Origin of the sequence: Janibacter sp. YB324, from assembly GCF_014217915.1 — a bacterium.
GTDB classification, from domain to species: Bacteria; Actinomycetota; Actinomycetes; order Actinomycetales; family Dermatophilaceae; genus Janibacter; species Janibacter indicus.
Genome location: NZ_CP060120.1, coordinates 2,128,171 through 2,147,098, shown reverse-complemented (window position 1 = coordinate 2,147,098; position 18,928 = coordinate 2,128,171). Strand labels below are relative to the sequence as shown.

Annotated in this window: 19 protein-coding genes; 13 read left to right on the top strand and 6 right to left on the bottom strand. The window is 72.4% G+C overall.

Features of this window, described 5'->3' with window-relative positions; all coding sequences use genetic code 11:
* The first annotated feature begins 156 nt into the window (after window positions 1-156).
* Genes ileS through H7A72_RS10395 form a run of 3 tightly spaced genes read left to right on the top strand, consistent with a single transcriptional unit; the run spans window position 157 to window position 4,550 of the window.
* The gene (gene ileS / locus H7A72_RS10405; protein WP_185220481.1) at window positions 157-3,480 is read left to right on the top strand and encodes an isoleucine--tRNA ligase; all 3,324 of its coding nucleotides are present in this window, start codon (window positions 157-159) and stop codon (window positions 3,478-3,480) included.
* A 7-nt stretch (window positions 3,481-3,487) separates the two neighbouring features.
* Window positions 3,488-3,853, top strand: coding sequence for a CidA/LrgA family protein (locus H7A72_RS10400; RefSeq protein ID WP_185220480.1), 366 nt, complete (start codon window positions 3,488-3,490; stop codon window positions 3,851-3,853).
* Complete coding sequence (locus H7A72_RS10395; RefSeq protein ID WP_223277606.1) at window positions 3,846-4,550, top strand: LrgB family protein; 705 nt, start codon at window positions 3,846-3,848, stop codon at window positions 4,548-4,550. The genes H7A72_RS10400 and H7A72_RS10395 overlap by 8 nt, the downstream gene beginning before the upstream one ends.
* A 135-nt stretch (window positions 4,551-4,685) precedes the next feature.
* On the opposite strand, the gene H7A72_RS16905 is transcribed toward H7A72_RS10395, so the two are convergent.
* Window positions 4,686-4,811, bottom strand: a complete 126-nt coding sequence (locus H7A72_RS16905; protein WP_255494235.1) for a hypothetical protein — start codon at window positions 4,809-4,811, stop codon at window positions 4,686-4,688.
* Window positions 4,812-4,882: 71 nt separating this feature from the next.
* On the opposite strand from H7A72_RS16905, the gene H7A72_RS10390 reads away from it, so the two are divergent.
* Window positions 4,883-5,221, top strand: coding sequence for a cupin domain-containing protein (locus H7A72_RS10390; protein ID WP_185220479.1), 339 nt, complete (start codon window positions 4,883-4,885; stop codon window positions 5,219-5,221).
* Here H7A72_RS10390 and H7A72_RS10385 read toward each other — a convergent pair.
* From H7A72_RS10385 to H7A72_RS10365, 5 genes are all read right to left on the bottom strand, one after another.
* Window positions 5,218-6,015, bottom strand: a complete 798-nt coding sequence (locus H7A72_RS10385; RefSeq protein WP_185220478.1) for an ABC transporter ATP-binding protein — start codon at window positions 6,013-6,015, stop codon at window positions 5,218-5,220. The two genes, H7A72_RS10390 and H7A72_RS10385, sit on opposite strands and share 4 nt — an antisense overlap.
* On the bottom strand, window positions 6,012-7,025 hold the full coding sequence (locus H7A72_RS10380; RefSeq protein ID WP_223277605.1) for an iron chelate uptake ABC transporter family permease subunit: 1,014 nt from the start codon (window positions 7,023-7,025) through the stop codon (window positions 6,012-6,014). Before H7A72_RS10380 ends, H7A72_RS10385 begins: the two co-directional genes overlap by 4 nt.
* A complete protein-coding gene (locus H7A72_RS10375) occupies window positions 7,022-8,044 on the bottom strand; it encodes an iron ABC transporter permease (RefSeq protein ID WP_185220477.1) in 1,023 nt (340 codons plus the stop codon). The genes H7A72_RS10380 and H7A72_RS10375 overlap by 4 nt, the downstream gene beginning before the upstream one ends.
* A 10-nt stretch (window positions 8,045-8,054) precedes the next feature.
* Window positions 8,055-9,083, bottom strand: a complete 1,029-nt coding sequence (locus H7A72_RS10370) for an iron-siderophore ABC transporter substrate-binding protein (RefSeq protein ID WP_185220476.1) — start codon at window positions 9,081-9,083, stop codon at window positions 8,055-8,057.
* A gap of 90 nt (window positions 9,084-9,173) precedes the next feature.
* Window positions 9,174-9,731 carry a helix-turn-helix domain-containing protein gene (locus tag H7A72_RS10365; RefSeq protein WP_072625021.1) on the bottom strand — a complete coding sequence of 186 codons (558 nt, stop codon included), beginning with the start codon at window positions 9,729-9,731 and terminating at the stop codon, window positions 9,174-9,176.
* A gap of 83 nt (window positions 9,732-9,814) precedes the next feature.
* Here H7A72_RS10365 and H7A72_RS10360 point away from each other — a divergent pair, with 83 nt between their 5' ends.
* From H7A72_RS10360 to mrdA, 9 genes are all read left to right on the top strand, one after another.
* Window positions 9,815-11,434: a bifunctional NAD(P)/FAD-dependent oxidoreductase/class I SAM-dependent methyltransferase gene (locus tag H7A72_RS10360; protein WP_185220475.1), complete on the top strand. Its 1,620-nt coding sequence runs from the start codon at window positions 9,815-9,817 to the stop codon at window positions 11,432-11,434.
* 20 nt (window positions 11,435-11,454) lie between these two features.
* Window positions 11,455-12,897: a folylpolyglutamate synthase/dihydrofolate synthase family protein gene (locus H7A72_RS10355; RefSeq protein WP_185220474.1), complete on the top strand. Its 1,443-nt coding sequence runs from the start codon at window positions 11,455-11,457 to the stop codon at window positions 12,895-12,897.
* A gap of 16 nt (window positions 12,898-12,913) precedes the next feature.
* Entirely contained in the window at window positions 12,914-13,309 is a 396-nt protein-coding gene (locus H7A72_RS10350) for a DUF4233 domain-containing protein (protein WP_185220473.1), read from the top strand.
* Between the two features lie 5 nt (window positions 13,310-13,314).
* On the top strand, window positions 13,315-14,142 hold the full coding sequence (locus H7A72_RS10345) for an undecaprenyl-diphosphate phosphatase (RefSeq protein WP_185220472.1): 828 nt from the start codon (window positions 13,315-13,317) through the stop codon (window positions 14,140-14,142).
* A 14-nt stretch (window positions 14,143-14,156) separates the two neighbouring features.
* Window positions 14,157-14,591, top strand: coding sequence for a nucleoside-diphosphate kinase (gene ndk / locus H7A72_RS10340; RefSeq protein ID WP_084452341.1), 435 nt, complete (start codon window positions 14,157-14,159; stop codon window positions 14,589-14,591).
* Window positions 14,592-14,593: 2 nt separating this feature from the next.
* Window positions 14,594-15,634 carry a rod shape-determining protein gene (locus H7A72_RS10335; protein ID WP_305066827.1) on the top strand — a complete coding sequence of 347 codons (1,041 nt, stop codon included), beginning with the start codon at window positions 14,594-14,596 and terminating at the stop codon, window positions 15,632-15,634.
* Complete coding sequence (gene mreC / locus H7A72_RS10330) at window positions 15,634-16,410, top strand: rod shape-determining protein MreC (protein WP_084452345.1); 777 nt, start codon at window positions 15,634-15,636, stop codon at window positions 16,408-16,410. The genes H7A72_RS10335 and mreC overlap by 1 nt, the downstream gene beginning before the upstream one ends.
* Window positions 16,407-16,895, top strand: coding sequence for a hypothetical protein (locus H7A72_RS10325; protein WP_072625016.1), 489 nt, complete (start codon window positions 16,407-16,409; stop codon window positions 16,893-16,895). The genes mreC and H7A72_RS10325 overlap by 4 nt, the downstream gene beginning before the upstream one ends.
* Before the next feature lie 65 nt (window positions 16,896-16,960).
* Window positions 16,961-18,928, top strand: coding sequence for a penicillin-binding protein 2 (gene mrdA / locus H7A72_RS10320; protein WP_185220471.1), 1,968 nt, complete (start codon window positions 16,961-16,963; stop codon window positions 18,926-18,928).

The following is an 18,928-nucleotide window of genomic DNA, read 5'->3' as shown; positions in this document are numbered from 1 at the left end:
GACGGGTGGTCACGTCACGACCGGTGGACCAAGGAGCGGTCCACTCCCTTCGTGACGCAGGGGGTGGACAAGCGGGGTGGTACCGCGGTGGCCGGATGGCCGTCGTCCTCGTGGCAGTTGACGAGTTGACCCGCCGAGTACCCCGGAGCCGCCGCGATGACCTATCCCAAGGTCTCCACCACCGACGCGACCACCGTCGCCTCCTCCCCGAGCTTCCCCGACATCGAGAAGCACGTGCTGAACTACTGGGAGGCGGACGGGACCTTCCAGGCCTCCATCGACGCCCGTGACGCCGGCACGGACGGCAGCAACGAGTTCGTGTTCTACGACGGACCCCCCTTCGCCAACGGTCTGCCGCACTACGGCCACCTGCTCACCGGCTACGTCAAGGACGTCGTCCCGCGCTACCAGACGATGCGCGGCAAGCGGGTCGAGCGGCGCTTCGGCTGGGACACCCACGGACTGCCCGCCGAGCTCGAGGCGATGCGCCAGCTCGGGCTGAAGACGACCGACGAGGTCCGTGAGCTCGGCATCGAGAAGTTCAACGCCGCCTGCCGCGAGTCGGTCCTGAAGTACACCGGCGAGTGGCGCGACTACGTCACCCGCCAGGCGCGCTGGGTCGACTTCGACAACGACTACAAGACGCTCAACCCGACCTTCATGGAGTCGGTCATCTGGGCCTTCAAGTCGATGTACGACCAGGGCCTGATCTACGAGGGCTTCCGCGTGCTGCCCTACTGCTGGCAGGACGAGACGCCGCTGTCGAACCACGAGCTGCGCATGGACGACGACGTCTACCAGATGCGGCAGGACCCGGCCGTCACCGTCGGCCTGCGGATGGACACCACCGGCGAGGACCCGGTGCTCGACGGTGCCCACCTGCTCGTGTGGACGACGACCCCGTGGACCCTGCCGAGCCACCTGGCCGTCATGGTCGGCTCCGAGATCGACTACGTCGTCGTCGAGGCGCCGGTCCCCGGTGTCGAGGGGGCCACGGCGAAGTACGTCCTTGCCGAGGCGCGCCTGGGCCACTATGCCCGCGAGCTCGGCGACCAGCCGGCGGTCCTCGGCCGCTACACCGGAGCCCAGCTGCTCGGCCGCACCTACACCCCGCCGATGTCCTACTACGCCGACCACGAGGGCGCCTTCCGCGTCGTCGCCGCGGACGAGGCGGTGACGACGACCGACGGCTCGGGTCTCGTCCACACCGCCGGCGCCTTCGGTGAGATCGACAAGGAGGTCACCGACCGCGAGGGCATCGCCGCCGTCATGCCGGTGGCCAAGGATGGTCGCTTCACCGCGCCGGTCACCGACTACGAGGGCATGCTCGTCTTCGACGCCAACGGCCCGATCATCGACGCGCTCAAGGCGACGACCCGGGGCGAGCGGGCCGACTCGGTCAGCGAGGGCACGATCCTGCTGCGCCGCGAGTCCTACGAGCACTCCTACCCGCACTGCTGGCGCTGTCGGCAGCCGCTGATCTACAAGGGCGTCGAGTCGTGGTTCGTCGAGGTCACGGCGATCAAGGACAAGATGCTCGCCAACAACGAGCAGATCACCTGGACGCCCGACCACGTCAAGCACGGCCAGTTCGGCAAGTGGCTGGAGAATGCCCGTGACTGGTCGATCACCCGCAACCGCTTCTGGGGCAGCCCGGTGCCGGTGTGGAAGTCCGACGACCCGGCCTACCCGCGCATCGACGTCTACGGTTCCTTCGAGGAGATCGAGCGCGACTTCGGGCGGCTGCCGCTCGGCGCCGACGGCCAGCCGGACCTCCACCGTCCCTTCGTCGACGAGCTGACCCGGCCCAACCCCGACGACCCGACCGGCAAGAGCACGATGCGCCGTGTCGAGGACGTGCTCGACGTGTGGTTCGACTCGGGCTCGATGAGCTACGCGCAGGTGCACTACCCCTTCGACAACGCGGAGTGGTTCGAGCAGCACTTCCCGGCCGACTTCATCGTCGAGTACATCGGGCAGACCCGCGGCTGGTTCTACACGCTGCACATCCTCGCGACCGCGCTCTTCGACAAGCCGGCCTTCAAGTCGGTCATCAGCCACGGCATCGTCCTGGGCAATGACGGGCAGAAGATGTCCAAGTCGCTGCGCAACTACCCCGACGTCTCCGAGGTCTTCGACCGCGACGGCGCCGACGCGATGCGCTGGTTCCTCATGAGCAGCCCGATCCTGCGCGGCGGCAACCTCGTCGTCACCGAGCAGGGCATCCGCGAGGGTGTGCGGCAGGTGCTCATCCCGCTGTGGAACAGCTACTCCTTCTTCGCGCTCTATGCCAACGCCGCGCGCGTCAACGGTGCGGTTGGCTACGAGGCGAAGTGGTCGACCGGCTCCACCGACCCGCTCGACCGCTACCTGCTGGCCAAGCTGCGCGAGTTCGTCGAGGACACCACCGCGCGGATGGACGCCTACGACATCGCCGGCGCCTGCGACAGCACCCGCAGCTTCACCGACGTGCTCACCAACTGGTACATCCGGCGCAGCCGGGAGCGCTTCTGGGCCACAGAAGCAGCGGACGCCGACACCATGTCCAACGCGAGGGAGGCCTGCGACACCCTCTACACGGCACTCGAGGTGCTCTGCCGCGTCGCCGCCCCCCTTCTGCCCCTCATGACCGAAGAGGTCTGGCGCGGGCTCACGGGAGAGCGGTCGGTGCACCTGGCCGACTGGCCGAAGGTCGAGGAGCTGCCCGCCGACCACGACCTCGTCGTCGCCATGGACACCGCCCGCGCGGTCTGCAGCTCGGCCAGTGCCCTGCGCAAGGCCAACAAGCTGCGCAACCGCCTGCCGCTGCGAGACCTCACGGTCGTCGTGCCCGACGCGGCGAAGCTCGCGGACTTCGGCGCGATCGTCGCCGACGAGGTCAACGTGCGCCAGGTGAGCCTGCTCGACATCACCGACCCGGCGGCGGCGGACTTCGGCGTGAGCCAGAAGCTCACCGTCAACGCCCGCGCGGCCGGCCCGCGCCTGGGCAAGCAGGTGCAGATCGCGATCAAGGGCTCCAAGACGGGCGACTGGTCCGTCGCCGACGACGGCACGGTCACCTCGGGTGGCATCGAACTGGTCGAGGGCGAGTTCACACTCGAGACCGTCGCCGCCGATGACGAAGGGAGCCACCGCGCCACCGCGATGCTCCCGGGCTCTGTGGGCGGCTTCATCGTGCTCGACACCGAGGTCACCGACGAGCTGGCGGCCGAGGGGCTGGCCCGCGACGTCATCCGGGCCGTCCAGGAGGCGCGCAAGCAGGCCGGACTCGAGGTCTCCGACCGGATCAGCCTGACGATCACCGGCTCGCAGCAGGTGTGGCAGGCGACCGTCGCCCACCAGGGCCTCATCGTCGACGAGACCCTCGCCGGTCAGTTCGGCTCCGCTCCCAACCTCGAGGCGCTGCCGCTCGGCGACGGCGCCGTCGAGACCGAGCTCTCCGGCAGCGAGAGGGTCCGGGTCAAGGTCACGCGCCTGTGAGCCGCCGATGATCAACGGGATCCTGTGGGTCCTCGGCTGCCAGCTCGTCGGGGAGGTCTTCGTCCGGAGCCTCGGCCTGTCGATCCCCGGGCCGGTCGTGGGGATGGTGCTGCTCTTCGTGGTGCTGTCCGTGCGCCGGCCGGGGGAGGTCTCGGGCACGCTGCGCTTCTCCGACGGCCTGCTGCGCCACCTGCAGCTCTTCTTCGTCCCGGTGACGGTCGGGATCATGGTGCACGCGTCGCAGCTGGGGCGGCAGTGGATGCCGGTGACGGGTGGCCTCGTCCTGTCATGGCTGCTGGGCCTGGTGACCGTGGCCGGGCTGGCCTCGTGGCTGCAGGGGCGCCGGGGAGTGCGGGTGCGCTCGCATGACTGAGGCGATCGACTGGCTGCGCGACTCCCCGCTCACGTGGGTCTTCCTCACCCTGCTCGCGTACCGGGCCGGTGTGTGGGTGCGCGACCGCACCGGCGGTCACCCGCTCGCGCAGCCGGTGCTCGTCGCCGCGTCGCTGCTCATCACGCTGCTCGCCGTCCTCGGCATCGACTACGACACCTACATGACCGGTGGCTCGCTCATCCACCTCGTCCTCGGCCCGGCGACCGTGGCGCTCGCGGTGCCGCTGCACCGGCAGGCGCACCATCTGCGTGAGATGGCGTTGCCACTGGTGGTCGCCCTGCCGGCCGGCGCCCTCGTCTCGATCGGCTCGGCCGTGCTCACGGTGCGCGCCCTCGGCGGGTCCGAAGGGCTCGAGCACACGATCGCGCCCAAGGCCGCGACGACTCCCGTCGCCATCGCCATCGCCGACCACATCGGGGGAGTGCCGGCGCTCGTCGCCGCCTTCACGATGCTCGCCGGCATGCTCGGCGCGGTCTTCGGACCGTGGCTGCTGGACCGGATGGGCGTGCAGGACAGGCGAGTTCGTGGCCTGGCCATGGGCGCGGCCTCCCACGGCGTCGGCACCTCGCGCTCGCTGCACGACCACCTCACGGAGGGGGCCTTCGCGGGACTCGCGATGGGTCTCACCGCCCTGCTGACGAGCGTGCTCGTGCCGCTCGTCATCGCCCTCCTCTGACTCTGCATTGCCCTACGGCAATGCAGAGTCTTGATGTCGAGAGGTTGCATTGCCGTAGGGCAATGCGGACGAAGGGGGGAGGTCGCCGCCGCGGCGACGCGCCGCTTGCTCCCTCCCCCGCCTGCACGTCCGGGGTCAGGCGGCGCCGTCGGCGGCCGCCGGCTCCATCGGCGCGCCCGTCTCGAGGACGGTCTTGATGCCGGAGAGCACCCAGGGCCAGCCGCCGCCCCCTTCGTTGCTCGGGTCGGGGCTGCCGGCCACCTGCTCAGCCGTCGTCGGCGGTGAGGTCGTGCGTGCAAAATGGTCACCTATGAAGGCCTAAGGTATGAGACATGGACACGACCCTGCACTCCGCCTCCGGACTCCTCGACCTCGCGCCGACGAGCGAAGGGGGTCGCCCCGGTGTGAAGAAGGCGCTCGTCGGTCACGGGTGCCGGGTGGTGATGTTTCGCTTCGCGCCCGGCCAGGTGCTCGCGGAGCACACGGCGGCCTTCCCGATCCTCGTCCAGTGCCTCTCCGGCACCGTGGAGTTCGCCGCGGGGGAGCAGGTGGTGACCCTCGGTCCCGGAGCCGTCGCCAACCTCGACGCGCGGGTGCCCCACGAGGTGCGGGGGGTCACCGATGCCGTCGTCCAGCTGGTCATGCTCGACCCGGCGGCCGCTCCCGCCTAGCGGGTGACCGGCTGCACGTGCGGCACGACCATCGGCGTGCCCGACTGCGGGTCGTCGACGACCTCGGCGCCCAGCCCGAAGACCTCGCGCACCAGGTCACCCGTGAGCACCCGCTCGGGAGGGCCGTCGCCGGCGACACCCCCTTCGTGCATGACGATCAGACGCGAGGCGAAGCGCGCTGCCTGGTTGAGGTCGTGGAGCACCGCGACGATCGTGCGGCCCTCGCGGTTGAGGCCGGCGAAGAGCTCGAGCAGCTCGTACTGGTGCGCGATGTCGAGAAAGGTCGTCGGCTCGTCGAGCAGGATCACCTCGGTGTCCTGCGCGAGCACCATCGCGACCCAGGCTCGCTGCCGCTGCCCGCCTGACAGGGTCGCCACCGGCGTGTCCGCGAGGTCGGTCAGGTGGGTGCGTTCCAGCGCCGCCGCGATCGCCCGGTCGTCGTCCGGTGACCACTGCCGCAGCAGGCTGTGGTGGGGGTGCCGCCCGCGGGTCACCAGCTCGGCGACGGTGATCCCCTCCGGGGCCGTCGCGCTCTGCGGCAGCAGCGAGATCCGCCGGGCCACGGCGCGGCCGGGCATCCGGTGCAGGTCCTCGCCGTCGAGCTCGACCCGCCCGCCGGAGGGCCGGTTGACCCGGCACAGCGTCTTGAGCAGGGTCGACTTGCCGCAGCCGTTGGGTCCGACGACGACGGCGAACTGACCGTGCTCGATCGTCAGGTCGAGCCCGCGGATGACCGGCTCCCCGCCGTAGCCGACGGTGACCTGGTGGGCGCGGACGAGCGAAGGGGGAGTCATGTCGCCTTCTTCCATTCGGAGACGAGCAGCGCACCGAGGTAGACGCCGCCGATCGCGAGCGTGAGGATGCCGACGGGCAGCCCGTCGAAGACCGGGACCTGCTGGGTGGCCAGGTCCGCGGCCGAGAGCAGGAGGGCGCCGGTCACGGCGGACAGCCCGAGCAGCGGACGGGCGCTGCGGGCCAGGCGCCGGGTGATGTGCGGCGCCGTGAGCGCGACGAAGGCGATCGGCCCGGCGACCGCCACCGCGCCGCCGGCCAGCAGCACGGACAGGAGGACCGCGCGTCGTCGGACGGCACCGGAGTGCACGCCGAGCGAGGCAGCCACCTCGTCACCCATCTCGGTCAGACCGAGGGGGATCGAGAGGAGGGCGAGCGGCACGACGGCCAGGGCGAGCACGACCCAGATCGTCGCGACGTGGTCCCAGCCGCGCGCGTTGAGGCTGCCGTTGAGATAGGCCGACAGGACCGTCGCCTTGTCGCGGGCGACGACGTAGACGACGTACTGCGTGAAGGCATAGGCCATCGCCGAGACGCCGATGCCGGCGAGGACCATGCGCATGGGGTTGCTCAGCCCAGTGCCGGTGCTCACCGCGACGAGCCCCACGGCCAGGGCTGCGCCGAGGACCGAGCCGAGGACGATCGACGTCGCGCTCGGCATGAGCAACCCGACGAAGGCGGCCCCCGCGCCCGCCCCGGCGCTCACGCCGATGACGTCGGGGGAGCCGAGGGGGTTGCGCGTCACCGACTGGAAGAGCGCGCCCGACGCCCCGAGGGCGGCCCCGGCCCCGAGGGCGACGAGCAGACGAGGGCCACGCAGGTGGCCGAGGACGAAGTTGGCCTTGCCCGTCGCCTCGCCCCGGGCGACGTCGATCATGCCCGCCGGCAGGTCGGGTAGGGCCACCCCGAGGCCACCCATGGTCAGCGTGGCCAGGGCCGTGGCGACGACGAGGGCGAGCAGGGTGAGCCCGAGGAGGCTCGCGCGTCGACGGGCCGGGGCCAGGGCGCTCATGCCTGGGCCTTCCGCCCGAGGCGACGCACGGCGAGCAGCAGGATCGGCGCACCGACGAAGGCGGTGACGACGCCGACCATCAGCTCCTGCGGCCGCAGCACGACCCGGCCGACGACGTCGGCGCCGAGCAGGACGATCGGGCCGACGAGGAGGCACCCGAGCAGCTGGCGGCGCATGTCGAGCCCGACGAGGGCCCGCACGATGTGCGGCACGGCGAGGCCGACGAAGGCGATCGGCCCGACGGCAGCGGTCGCGGCGGCGCACAGCAGCGTCGCCGCGCCGAGGGCAGCGGTGCGCACCAGCGTCGTGTTGACCCCGAGGCCCGCCGCGGCCTCGGCGCCCAGGACCAGCGCGTTGAGGCTGCTCGCGCACAGCAGCGCGAGGACCAGCCCCACGACGACGAAGGGGGCGACCGCCCGCAGTTGGTCGAGCCCGCCGTCGCCGAGCGACCCGACGACCCAGAAGCGGTAGTTGTCGAAGTGCCGGGGCAGGGAGAGCGCGATGGCCTGGACGTAGGCGTTGAGCACCGCCGCGACGACCGCGCCGGCGAGCACGAGCCGGACCATGCTCGCGCCGGTGTCCCCGGCCGTGCCGATCGTGTGGACGACGAGGGCGGCGATGCCGCCGCCGAGCAGGGCCACCCAGGCCGAGGCGACGGTCCCCGTGGAGACGCCGAGCCACACGCTGGCGCTCACCATCGCGGCCGCGGCGCCGGCGTTGATGCCGAGCAGCCCCGGGTCGGCGAGGGGGTTGACCGTCACCCCCTGCATCAGGGCCCCGGAGACGGCCAGCGCCGCGCCGACCCCGACCGCCAGGAGGGTGCGCTCGATGCGGGCGTCGAGCACCGTCGCGAGGTAGGCGTCGGGGCGTCCGGTGAGGGCGTCGACCACCTGGGGCAGCGACGTCGGCTTCGACCCGACGGCCAGCGAGAGCAGGCAGACGAGGGCGAGCACGACGACGCACCCCACGAGGACCAGGACGGTCCGTGGGGTGCGTCGAGAGGTCGAGCCAGCAGTCACCCGGCGGAGGCTACTTCGTGTCGGCCTTGGCGATGGCCGCGTCGATCATCTCCGGGTAGGTCTCCAGGGCGTAGGGGACCGTGAGCGGGTTGATCATCGACGAGGCGGTGACGAAGGAGTTGTCGTCGCTCGAGACGACCGCGCCGGCCTTGATCGCGGGGATCGAGGCGTAGAGCTTGTTGCTCATCGCCTGCTTCTTGGCCTTGGGGTCGCTGTAGAAGGTGAAGATCAGGTCGCTGCCGTTGAGCTTGTCGGCGTTCTCGTACCCGATGACGGCGGAGTCGGTGCCCTCGGTCTCCTTCATCTTGTCGACCGCCGGGTCGCTCTTGAGCCCGAGCTTGCGGACCATGTCGGCGCGCTGCTCGGTGGGCTTGAAGACGCCCAGGGTGTCGGGCGTGGTGTAGACGTAGCTGAAGGTGTAGTTCTTCCAGTCCGGGTGCTTCTTCGCCTCGTCGGCGAGCTGCTTCTCGAGGTCCGTGACGAGCTTCGCCGCGTCGCCCTCCTGGCCGAGCGCCTGGCCGATGATCTCGATCTGCTCGTCCCAGTCGATGCTCCACGCCTGGTCGGGGTAGGCGACGGTCGGTGCGATCTCGCTCAGCGAGTCGTACTGCTCCTGGGTGATGCCCGACCACGGGGCGAGGATGACGTCGGGCTCGAGCTCGACGATCTTCTCCATGTCGAGCTCTTCGCCGGCGCCGACGAACTCGGGCAGCTCGCCCCCTTCGTCCTTGACGGCCTCGTTGACCCACGGGGTGTAGCCGGTCTTGTCGGCGGCCCAGGCGTACTCCTCCATGCCGACGGGGATCGTGCCGAGGGCGATGGAGGTCTCGGTGGAGCCCTGGCCGAGGGTGACGACCTTCTCGGGCTTCTCGGTGATCTCGGCAGTGCCGAGCGAGCTCTTGATCGACACGGGGAAGGCGCCGTCCCCGCCGGACGTCGCGTCGGCGTCCGAGCCGGAGTCGGAACCGCAGGCGCTCAGGGCCAGGGCTGCGGTCAGGAGGGTGGCGGCACCGGTGGCGCGCAGGCGGGTCAGGGGCATCGTCGTTCCTTGCGAAGGGGAAGCCGGTCCGGTGACCGGTGTGAACGTTAGGAGACCCTAACCTAACCTCCCCTGCCGCGACGCGAGGGGTCAGTCCGTGGCGCCGTCCCGCCGATGGACCCGGTGCCCGTCCGGGTCGAAGATCATGACGACCTCGGCCGGCCCGTCGACCGCGACGAAGGCGTGCGGCGTCATCGTCTCGAACTGCGCCGCCTCACCGGCCTCGACGCGCACGATGCGCTCGCCGAGGGTCAGCTCGACGCTGCCCTCGAGGACGAAGAACCAGTCGTGCCCGGGGTGCACCCGCGGCTGCGGGCGGGGGCCGGGCTCGAGGCGCACCTTCATCGCCGTCGTCGTCGCCGTGGCCTTGGTGAGCACCCACGTGGTGCGCCCGTGCTCGCGGGTCGGGGTGGGGCGGATGACGACGTCCTCGTCGTCGTCCTCGGCGAGGAGCGTCTCGACGTCGGTGCGCAGGGCGCGGGCCAGGGGGAGCAGGACGTCGAGGCTGATCGCCCGCTTGCCGGTCTCGATGCGACTGATCGTCGAGGGGCTGAGGTGGGAGCGCTCGGCGAGGTCGTCGAGGGAGAGGGACTGCGCGCGCCGCAGCCCGCGCAGGCGGGTGCGGACGGTCTGCTCGATCTCGCTCACGGGGCTCCTCGGGTGCTGGTTCGTTCTTGCGTATTCTGCAAGAAAGTATGCACTATGCGTCAGGCGCGCCTAGCGTGGGCGTCATGAGCGCACTGCCCCCGCACCCCGCCGTCCACGACTCCGCCGCCCACAGCCACCCCGTCATCGAGCGGCACGTCGACGTCGCCGTCGTCGGCGGGTCCGCCGCCGGCCTCGCGGCGACCCTGCAGCTGTCCCGGCAGCGACGCTCGGTGCTCGTCGTCGACTCCGGCGAGCCGCGCAATGCGCCGGCCGCCCACATGCACAGCTACCTCGGGCACGAGGGGCGGCCGCCGGCGGACTTCCTGCGGATCGCGCGCGAGGAGGTGCGCTCCTACGGGGCCGAGGTCCTCACCGGACGGGTCCTCGACGTCACGCGCGAGGACGACGGCTTCCGCCTCGAGCTCACCGGCGGGCACGTCGTCCACGCGCGACGGGTCGTCGCCGCGACCGGCCTGACCGACGAGCTGCCCGACGTGCCCGGCCTCGCCGAGCACTGGGGCGGCGCGGTCATCCACTGCCCCTTCTGCCACGGCTACGAGGCACGCGACGGACGCATCGTCGCGCTCGTCACCTCGCCGATGGGGCTGCACCCGCTCCCGCTGCTGCGCCAGCTCACCGCCGACCTCACGGTGCTCATCCACGCGGGTGTCGACGCCGACGAGCCGCAGCTGCAGACCCTGCGCGACGCCGGCGTAACCGTCGTCGTCCAGCCGGCTGCGGCCGTCGTCAGCGATGCGGCCGGTGGTCTGCGCGGCATCCGGCTCTCCGACGGGTCCGAGATCGCGGCCGACACGATCCTCGTCGGCACCCGCCTGCACGCCCGGGTCGCCCCCTTCGCCGGAGTCGGCCTGGAGGCGGCCGCGCACCCCAGCGGCGTCGCGACGCACGTCGAGGCGGACCCGATGACCGGGGCCACAGCCGTGCCCGGCCTCTACGCCGCCGGCACCCTCGCCGAGCCGATGCTCCAGGTGCTCCCGACCGCGGCCGCCGGCAGCCGCGTGGGCTCCATGGTCAGCTTCGACCTGGCGCACGAGGACCTCGAGCGGGCGGCCCGGCCGAGTGCGCACGCCGCGGACTGGGACGGCCGCTACAGCGGTGACCTGCAGTGGAGCGGCAACCCCAACGGCTCGCTCGTCGCCGAGGTCGCCGACCTGACCCCCGGCAGCGCACTCGACGTCGGCGCCGGCGAAGGGGGTGACGCCCTCTGGCTCGCGGAGCACGGCTGGCGGGTGACGGCCAACGACATCTCGGCCCTCGCCCTCGAGCGGGTCCGGTCGGCCGCGACCGAGCGCGGCCTCGACGTCACCCTCCTGCAGGCCGACGCCAACGCGGCCGCTCCCTTCGCCGGGACGCGCTACGACCTCGTCACCGCCGCCTATGCCTCGATCCCGCGCACCCCCGATGATCGCGGCGTGGCCCACCTGCTCGACGCGGTCGCCCCGGGCGGCACGCTGCTCGTCATCGCCCACGACCCGCAGGACATGGGAGCCGCCGCGGCCGACCCCGAGCAGACCCGGCCCTTCGACCACGAGGCCTATGTCGACGTCGAGGCCTTCGCCACCGCCCTGGCCGAGGCATCGGGCTGGGTCATCGAGACCCACGAGCGAAGGGAGCGCCCCGCCGGCGCCGTCTCGACGCACCACGTCCACGACGTCGTCCTGCGTGCCCGGAGGGAGGGCTGACGGGTGCGACAATCGGGCGCATGAGTCCCGCCCCCGACGCCGCCCAGCGGCAGGCCGCCGCCTCCCTCGAGCTGCGCAAGCGCATGCGCGAGGTCGAGGACGGCATCCTCGCCCGCGCTCCCGAGCACGACCTCGAACCGAGCCTCGACCGGATCCGCGCGGTCATGGACCTGCTCGGCGAGCCGCAGCGCACCTTCCCCGTCATCCACGTCACCGGGACCAACGGCAAGACCTCGACGGCGCGGATCATCGAGTCGGTGCTGCGGGAGTCGGGCCTGAAGACGGGGCGCTTCACCTCGCCGCACCTGCAGGACATCCGCGAGCGGATCACCATCGGCGGCGAGCTGATCTCCCGCGAGGCCTTCCTCGACGCGTGGGCCGACATCGCTCCCTTCGTCGACGCGGTCGACACCCGGTCGGTCTCCGACGGTGGGCCGCGGATGACCTACTTCGAGGTGCTCGTCGCGCTCGCCTACACGGCCTTCGCGGACGCGCCGGTGGACGTGGCCATCGTCGAGGTCGGCATGGGCGGCTCCTGGGACGCGACCAATGTGGTCGAGGCCGACGTCGCGGTCATCACGCCCGTCGGCATCGACCACCAGCACTTCCTCGGCGACACCATCGAGGAGATCGCGACCGAAAAGGCGGGGATCATCCACCCGGACGCCATCGTCGTCAGCGCCCCGCAGGAGGAAGAGGTCCTGACGATCCTGCGCGACCGGGCCGACGAGGTCGGCGCCCGGCTGCTCGTCGAGGGCCTGGACTTCGGTGTCCTCACCCGCGAGGTCGCCGTCGGCGGTCAGATGATCTCGCTGCGCGGCATCGCCGGTGACCACCCGGACCTGCTGCTCAACCTCCACGGCGAGCACCAGGCCGGCAATGCCGCCCTCGCGGTCGCCGCCGTCGAGGCCTTCGTCGGCGGGGGAGAGCAGCCCCTGGGCGAAGAGGTCCTCGCGGCGGGCCTGGCCGCGGCCACCTCGCCAGGGCGGATGGAGATCGTCCGGCGCAGCCCGACGGTCCTCGTCGACGCGGCCCACAACCCGCACGGGGCCAGGGTGCTCGCCGCCGCGCTCAAGGACTCCTTCACCTTCACACATCTGGTGGGTGTCGTCTCGATCTTCAAGGACAAGGACGTCGTCGGGATCCTCGAGGCCCTGGAGCCCGCGCTCGACGAGATCGTCGTCACCCGCTCGACCTCGCCCCGGGCGATGCGGCCCGACCGGTTGGGTGAGATCGCCGCCGAGGTCTTCGGCGACCACCGCGTCACCGTGGTCGAGGAGCTGCCCGATGCGCTCGACCGGGCGGCCCAGCTGGCCGATGACGGGGGAGTGGCCGGCGGTGTCGTGGCCACCGGGTCGATCGTCACCGTCGGCGAGGTCCGTCTCCTGCTCGGGGTCACCGACGTCGAGCGCCCCGTCGCGCCGCCGGTCGAGGTGCCCGTCGAGGTGGAGGACGAGGACTGACCTACCCTTGTCGACCGTGACTCCCGACCAGCAGCCGCGCCCCGCAGGCAAGTTCACGTGGCGGATGCTCGCCACCGTCGTGGGCGGTCAGGCACTCGTCATCTTCTTCGGCGCGCTGACCAGCCGCGGCCTCGACCCGGACCAGGCGCCGGTGGTGGCGGGGCTGACCCCCTTCGTCCTGCTGTGTGCACTGGCCGTCCTCGCGCTGCTCGCGGCCGGGCTGATGCGACGATCCTTCGGGCCCGCGCTCGGATGGGTCGTGCAGGTGCTGTCCATCCTGTCCGGAGTCTTCGTGCCCATGATGTTCCTCGTCGGCGCGATCTTCGCGGTGCTCTACGGCTACTGCCAGCGCCTGGGCCGACGCATCGAGCGCGAGCAGGCCGCCCGCGCCCTCACCGAGCAGGAGAGCTGACCCCCGTGGACTACCTGACCGCGATCATCCTGGGCCTCGTCCAGGGCCTGACCGAGTTCCTGCCGATCAGCTCCAGTGCCCACGTCTCCATCGTCGGCCAGCTGCTCGGGCAGGAGGACCCCGGCGCGGCCTTCACCGCGATCACCCAGCTGGGTACCGAGTTGGCCGTCGTCATCTACTTCTGGAACGACATCACGACGATCATCCGCAAGTGGTTCCTCGCCCTCGCGGGCAAGGTCGCCCAGGACGACCCCGACGTGCGCATGGGGTGGCTCGTCATCATCGGCACGATCCCCATCGGCCTGCTCGGTCTCCTCTTCCAGGACCAGATCGAGTCGACCCTGCGCAGCCTGTGGATCACCGCGACGATGCTGCTCGTCTTCGCCCTGGTCATCATGGCCGCCGAGCGCGTCGGCACCCAGCGCCGCGAGCTCACCGACCTGACCTGGAAGCACGGCATCATGTACGGCCTCTGGCAGGCACTGGCGCTCATCCCCGGCGTCTCCCGCAGCGGCGGCACGATCGCCGGTGGCCTCTTCATGGGCTACACCCGCAAGACGGCCGCCCGCTACAGCTTCCTGCTGGCCATCCCCGCGGTCGTCGCCTCCGGCGGCCTGCAGGTCGTCAAGGTCGCCGGCGGCGAGGGCACCGGTGAGACCGGCTGGGGCCCGATCATCGCCGCGACGATCATCGCCTTCATCGTCGGCTACGCCGTCATCGCGTGGTTCATGAGGTTCATCGAGACGCACACCTTCACGCCCTTCATGATCTACCGGATCCTCCTGGCGCTCGGCCTGTTCGCCCTGCTCGGTACGGGCACGATCTCCGCGTGACTACGCTGGGCCCCGTGACCGAGACTGCACAGACCGAACGCTCCCTCATCCTCGTCAAGCCCGACGGCTTTCGCCGTGGCCTCACCGGCGAGGTGATCCGCCGGATCGAGGCGAAGGGGTACACCCTCGCCGCGCTCGCGGTGGTCACCCCGACCCGCGACCAGCTCGCGGCGCACTACGCCGAGCACGAGGGCAAGCCCTTCTACGAGCCCCTGCTCGAGTTCATGTCCTCCGGACCGGTCGCGGCCGTCGTCATCGAGGGCCAGGAGTGCATCAAGGGCTTCCGCTCGCTCGCCGGCGCCACCAAGCCGACGGAGGCCGCCCCCGGCACCATCCGCGGCGACCTCGGTCGCAAGTGGGCGGGCACCGTGGACGAGAACATCGTCCACGGCTCCGACTCCCCGGAGTCGGCCGCCCGCGAGATCGGCATCTGGTTCCCGAGCCTCTGACAGTGGCCGGGCCTGCGCGAGGGGCGCGCCTGCGCTTCTCGCGCGACCTGGCGATCGACCTCGGGACCGCCAACACCCTGATCCACCAGCAGGGGCGCGGCGTCGTGCTCGACGAGCCGAGCGTCGTCGCCGTGAGCGCCGAGACCGGCGGCCTCGTGGCAGCCGGAACCCGGGCCAAGGAGATGCTCGGCCGCACCCCCGGCGCCGTGCGGGCCGTGCGTCCGCTCCGTGCCGGGGTCATCAGCGAGCCCGACGCCGCCGAGCAGATGCTGCGGTGGTTCACCGACCGGGTGGGCATGTCGAGCGTCTTCCGTCCCCGGGTCGTCGTGTGCATCCCGAGCGACATCACCGGCGTCGAGCGCCGTGCGGTCGAGGAGGCCGCCCTGCGGGTCGGGGCCCGGCGGGTCTTCCTCGTCGAGGAGCCGATGGTCGCGGCCATCGGCGCGGGTCTGCCCGTCACCGACACCGAGGCCTCGATGGTCGTCGACATCGGTGGCGGCTCGACCGACGTCGCCGTCATCGCCCTCGGCGGCATCGTCGCCTCGCGCAGCACCCGGACCGCCGGCGACGCCATCGACGACGCGATCGTCGAGCACGTGCGCCGCAACCTCTCCCTGCTGCTCGGCGAGCGCAGCGCCGAGCACATCAAGATCGAGGTCGGCTCGGCCTTCCCCCTGGCCCGCGAGGTGAGCACCCGGGTGCGCGGGCGCGACCTCGTGACCGGCCTGCCCAAGACCGTCGACGTCGGCTCGGCCGAGGTCCGCCGGGCCATCGCCGGCCCGGTCGGCGAGATCGTCGGCCTCGTGCGCGACGTCCTCGACCGGTGCCCGCCCGAGCTCGCCGGCGACGTCCTCGAGCGCGGCGTGACCCTCACCGGCGGCGGAGCACTGCTGCGCGGTCTCGACGCGCGATTGCGCCACGAGCTCGGGGTCCCGGTCACGGTGGCCGAGGCCCCCCTTCGGGCCGTCGTGCGCGGAGCCGGACGCTGCGTCGACGACTTCGCCGCGCTGCAGCCCGTGCTCGTCGACGGTTACCGCTTCTGATGCGTCGCCGCGTCCTGCCGGCCCTGCTGGCGCTCACCGTCCTCGTCCTCCTGGCCGACCTCGCCGGCGCACCGCTCGGCCCCGTGCGCGGCATCGGCGACGCGGTGCTCGGGCCCGTCGAGCGGCTCGTGGCCCCGCGGGCCGACGAGACCGACCGGGTCCGAGCCGACAACGTCCGGCTGGCCGAGGAGGTGCGCCGCCTGCGCGACCGCGAGCGCACGAGCGACCAGGTGGCCGAGCTCGACACCGGCGAGCTGCCCTCTGTCACCGCCCGCGTCGTCGCGCTGGACCGCGCCGGCACCTCCGGGCCGGAGCGGATCACCCTCGACGTGGGCCGTCGCGACGGAGTGCGGACCGACTCCGCCGTCGTGGCACCCGACGGGCTCGTGGGCCGGGTCGTCTCGGTCGGGGAGTGGAGCGCCGACGTGAGCGTCATCGGGTCCCCCGGGTCCGGCGTGGGCGTGCGCACCGGCGCGAAGGGGGTCATCGGCACCCTGTCGGGGTCGGACCCGACGACCGCGCACCGCGCGGACGAGCTCGTCATCAGCCAGCTGACCCGTGACCGGGTGCGTGCCGGCGACGCGGTGACCACGCTCGGCAGCCCGGGCTCGCGCCCCTACCCTCCGGGCATCGCGGTCGGCGAGGTCACCCGCGTCGAGCGGGCTCCCGGCCGGCTCACCGACACCGCGGTGGTGCGCCCCGCCGTCGACCTGGCGACCATCGACGTCGTCGCCGTCGTCACCGGTCCCGGCCGCACGAGCGGACGAACCCCGTGACGGGTCTGCGCTGGCCCGTGCGCCTCGTCCTCCTCGGGCTGGCGCTCGTCGTCGTGCTGGCGCTCGGCGCGCGCGGCGTCCTCGCGCCACCGGACCTCGTCGTCATCGTCGTCGTCGGGGTGGCGCTGTCGGCGGGGTCGAGCTCCGGGGCCCTCGTCGGGCTGCTCGGCGGCTGGCTGCTCGACCTCGCGCCCCCGGTCGCCGCGCCGCTCGGGCTCACCGCCCTCGGCTACGCCGCGGCCGGCTGGGTGGCCGGACTCGCGCGGCGCCGCTCCGGGCACCCGTGGTGGTGGCCGGTGCCCGTGGTCGCCCTCGCACTCGTCGTCACCCGCATCGCCCCCGTGCTCGTCGACCTCGGCAGCGCGCGGCCGGTCGCGTGGGCAGCGCTGGCCTGGCAGGTCCTCGCGACCGCCACCCTCGGGCTCGTGCTCGTCGGCCTCGTCGAGCGGCTCGAAGCCGCCCTCGTCACCCGGCGGTGGGCGTGAGGCGCGGGGGCCGGTCGGTCAGCCGCGTCCGGACGCCCCGTCGCGGCCCTCGCCTCCAGCTGCGGATGCTCGCCTCGCTGGCCGTCCTCACCCTGCTGGCCGGGGTCCTGCTGGGGCGCCTCGGGCAGCTCCAGCTGACCGACCACCCGGCCGGGGACGCCACCCTTGCCGGGCCGGGCACGCCGACGGTGCACCTGCCCGCCCTGCGCGGGCGCATCCTCGACCGCGACGGTCGCCCGCTCGTCGACAACGCGGCGCGCACCGACATCACCATCGACCGCCGGACCCTGGCCGACGCCGAGGACGGCGGGCGGGCCACGGTGCGACGTCTCGCCGAGGCGCTGGACCTCCCCTTCGACCGGCTGTGGGGCCGCACGACCCTCTGCGGGGCGCCGGGGGCCGCCGACCCGCCGTCGTGCTGGTCCGGCTCGGCCCTCGTGCCGGTGCCGATTGCCGAGGACGTCAGCGCGCGAGATGCCGCGGCGGTCACCGAGCGACCCGAGCTCTACCCGGGGGTGGCCGTGACGAGCCAACCCGTGCGGGCCTACCCGAGGGCCGCGGGGGGCGGCGCGCCGCAGACCACCGGGTACCTCGCCAGGCCCGACGCCGAGACGGTCGAGGCATCCGATGGGGCGATCACCGCGGACGACCTCGTGGGGGCCACCGGCCTGGAGCGGCAGTACGACGCGCAGCTGCGTGGCACGCCGGGCGATCGGGTCGTGCGCGTCGATGCCCGAGGCGTCGCCGTCGAGGAGCTCTCCCGCACCGACCCCGTCCCCGGGGCGGACCTGGTGACCACCCTCGATCTGCCCGTCCAGAAGTCCACCGAGAGGGCTCTCGCCGACGGCGTACGGCAGGCGCGGGACCGAGGGCACCGGGCGGACACAGCGGCCGCGGTCGTCCTCGACCTGCGCGACGGCGGGGTCGTCGCCTCCGCGAGCGTGCCGACCTACGACCCCTCCGTGTGGTCCGAGGGCGTCTCGCAGGGGGAGTACGAGCGGCTGACGACGGGCGACCGCAGCCCGCTCATCGACCGGGTCACCGGCGTGGCGCAGCCTCCGGCATCCACCTTCAAGGCGGTGACGCTCCCGGGAGCGGTCGCGGCCGGGGCCGACCTCGACGACGAGGTCAACTGCACCGCCTCGCACCGCATCGGGGACCGGACCTTCAACAACTTCGAGTCGCGCGCCTATGGCTGGATCACCTGGCGCGAGGCGATCAAGGTCTCGTGCGACACGGTGTTCTACCGGGTCGCCGAGGACGTCTGGCGTGACCAGGGCGGTCTCTCGGCGCGGGACGACGACGGCGATGCCCTCATCGACACCGCCCGCGACCTCGGGCTGGGGGAGACGACCGGCATCGACCTGCCGGCCGAGTCGGCCGGCCGCATCCCCGGTCGGGCGTGGAAGCGTGAGTGGTGGGAGAGCACCAAGGACGCCTCCTGCGCCGAGGCCCGGCGGGGCCACCCCGAGATCTCCGATCGCTCTCGTCGCGACTACCTGACCGCCCTCGCGCAGGAGAACTGCGACAGCGGCTACCAGTTCCGTCCCGGCGACGAGGCCAACCTGTCGATCGGTCAGGGCGACGTCACCGCCACCCTGCTGCAGATGGCGCAGGTCTACGGCACGATCGCGACCGACGGCACCGAGCCCAGCCCCCACCTGGTGCGGGCGACGATCGCGTCGGACGGTACGCGCACCGGCGTCGACGCCCCGGCCACCCGTGAGGTCGATCTCCCGGGGGAGTCCGGTGAGCTGTTGCGCACCGCGCTGGCCGATGTCGTGAGCCGCCCCGGCGGCACCGCCCGGTCGGCCTTCTCCGGGTTCCCCCTGCGGCAGTGGCCCGTCGCGGGCAAGACCGGGACGGCCGAGGTCTACGGCAAGGAGGACACGGCGTGGTTCGTCTCGTACGCCCCGACCACCAGACCGCGTTATGTCGTCGCGGTCGTCGTTTCGCAGGGCGGCACCGGTGGTGCGACCGCCGCGCCGATCGCCCGCGAGATCCACGAGGAGCTCGCGGGCGTCGAGGAGTGA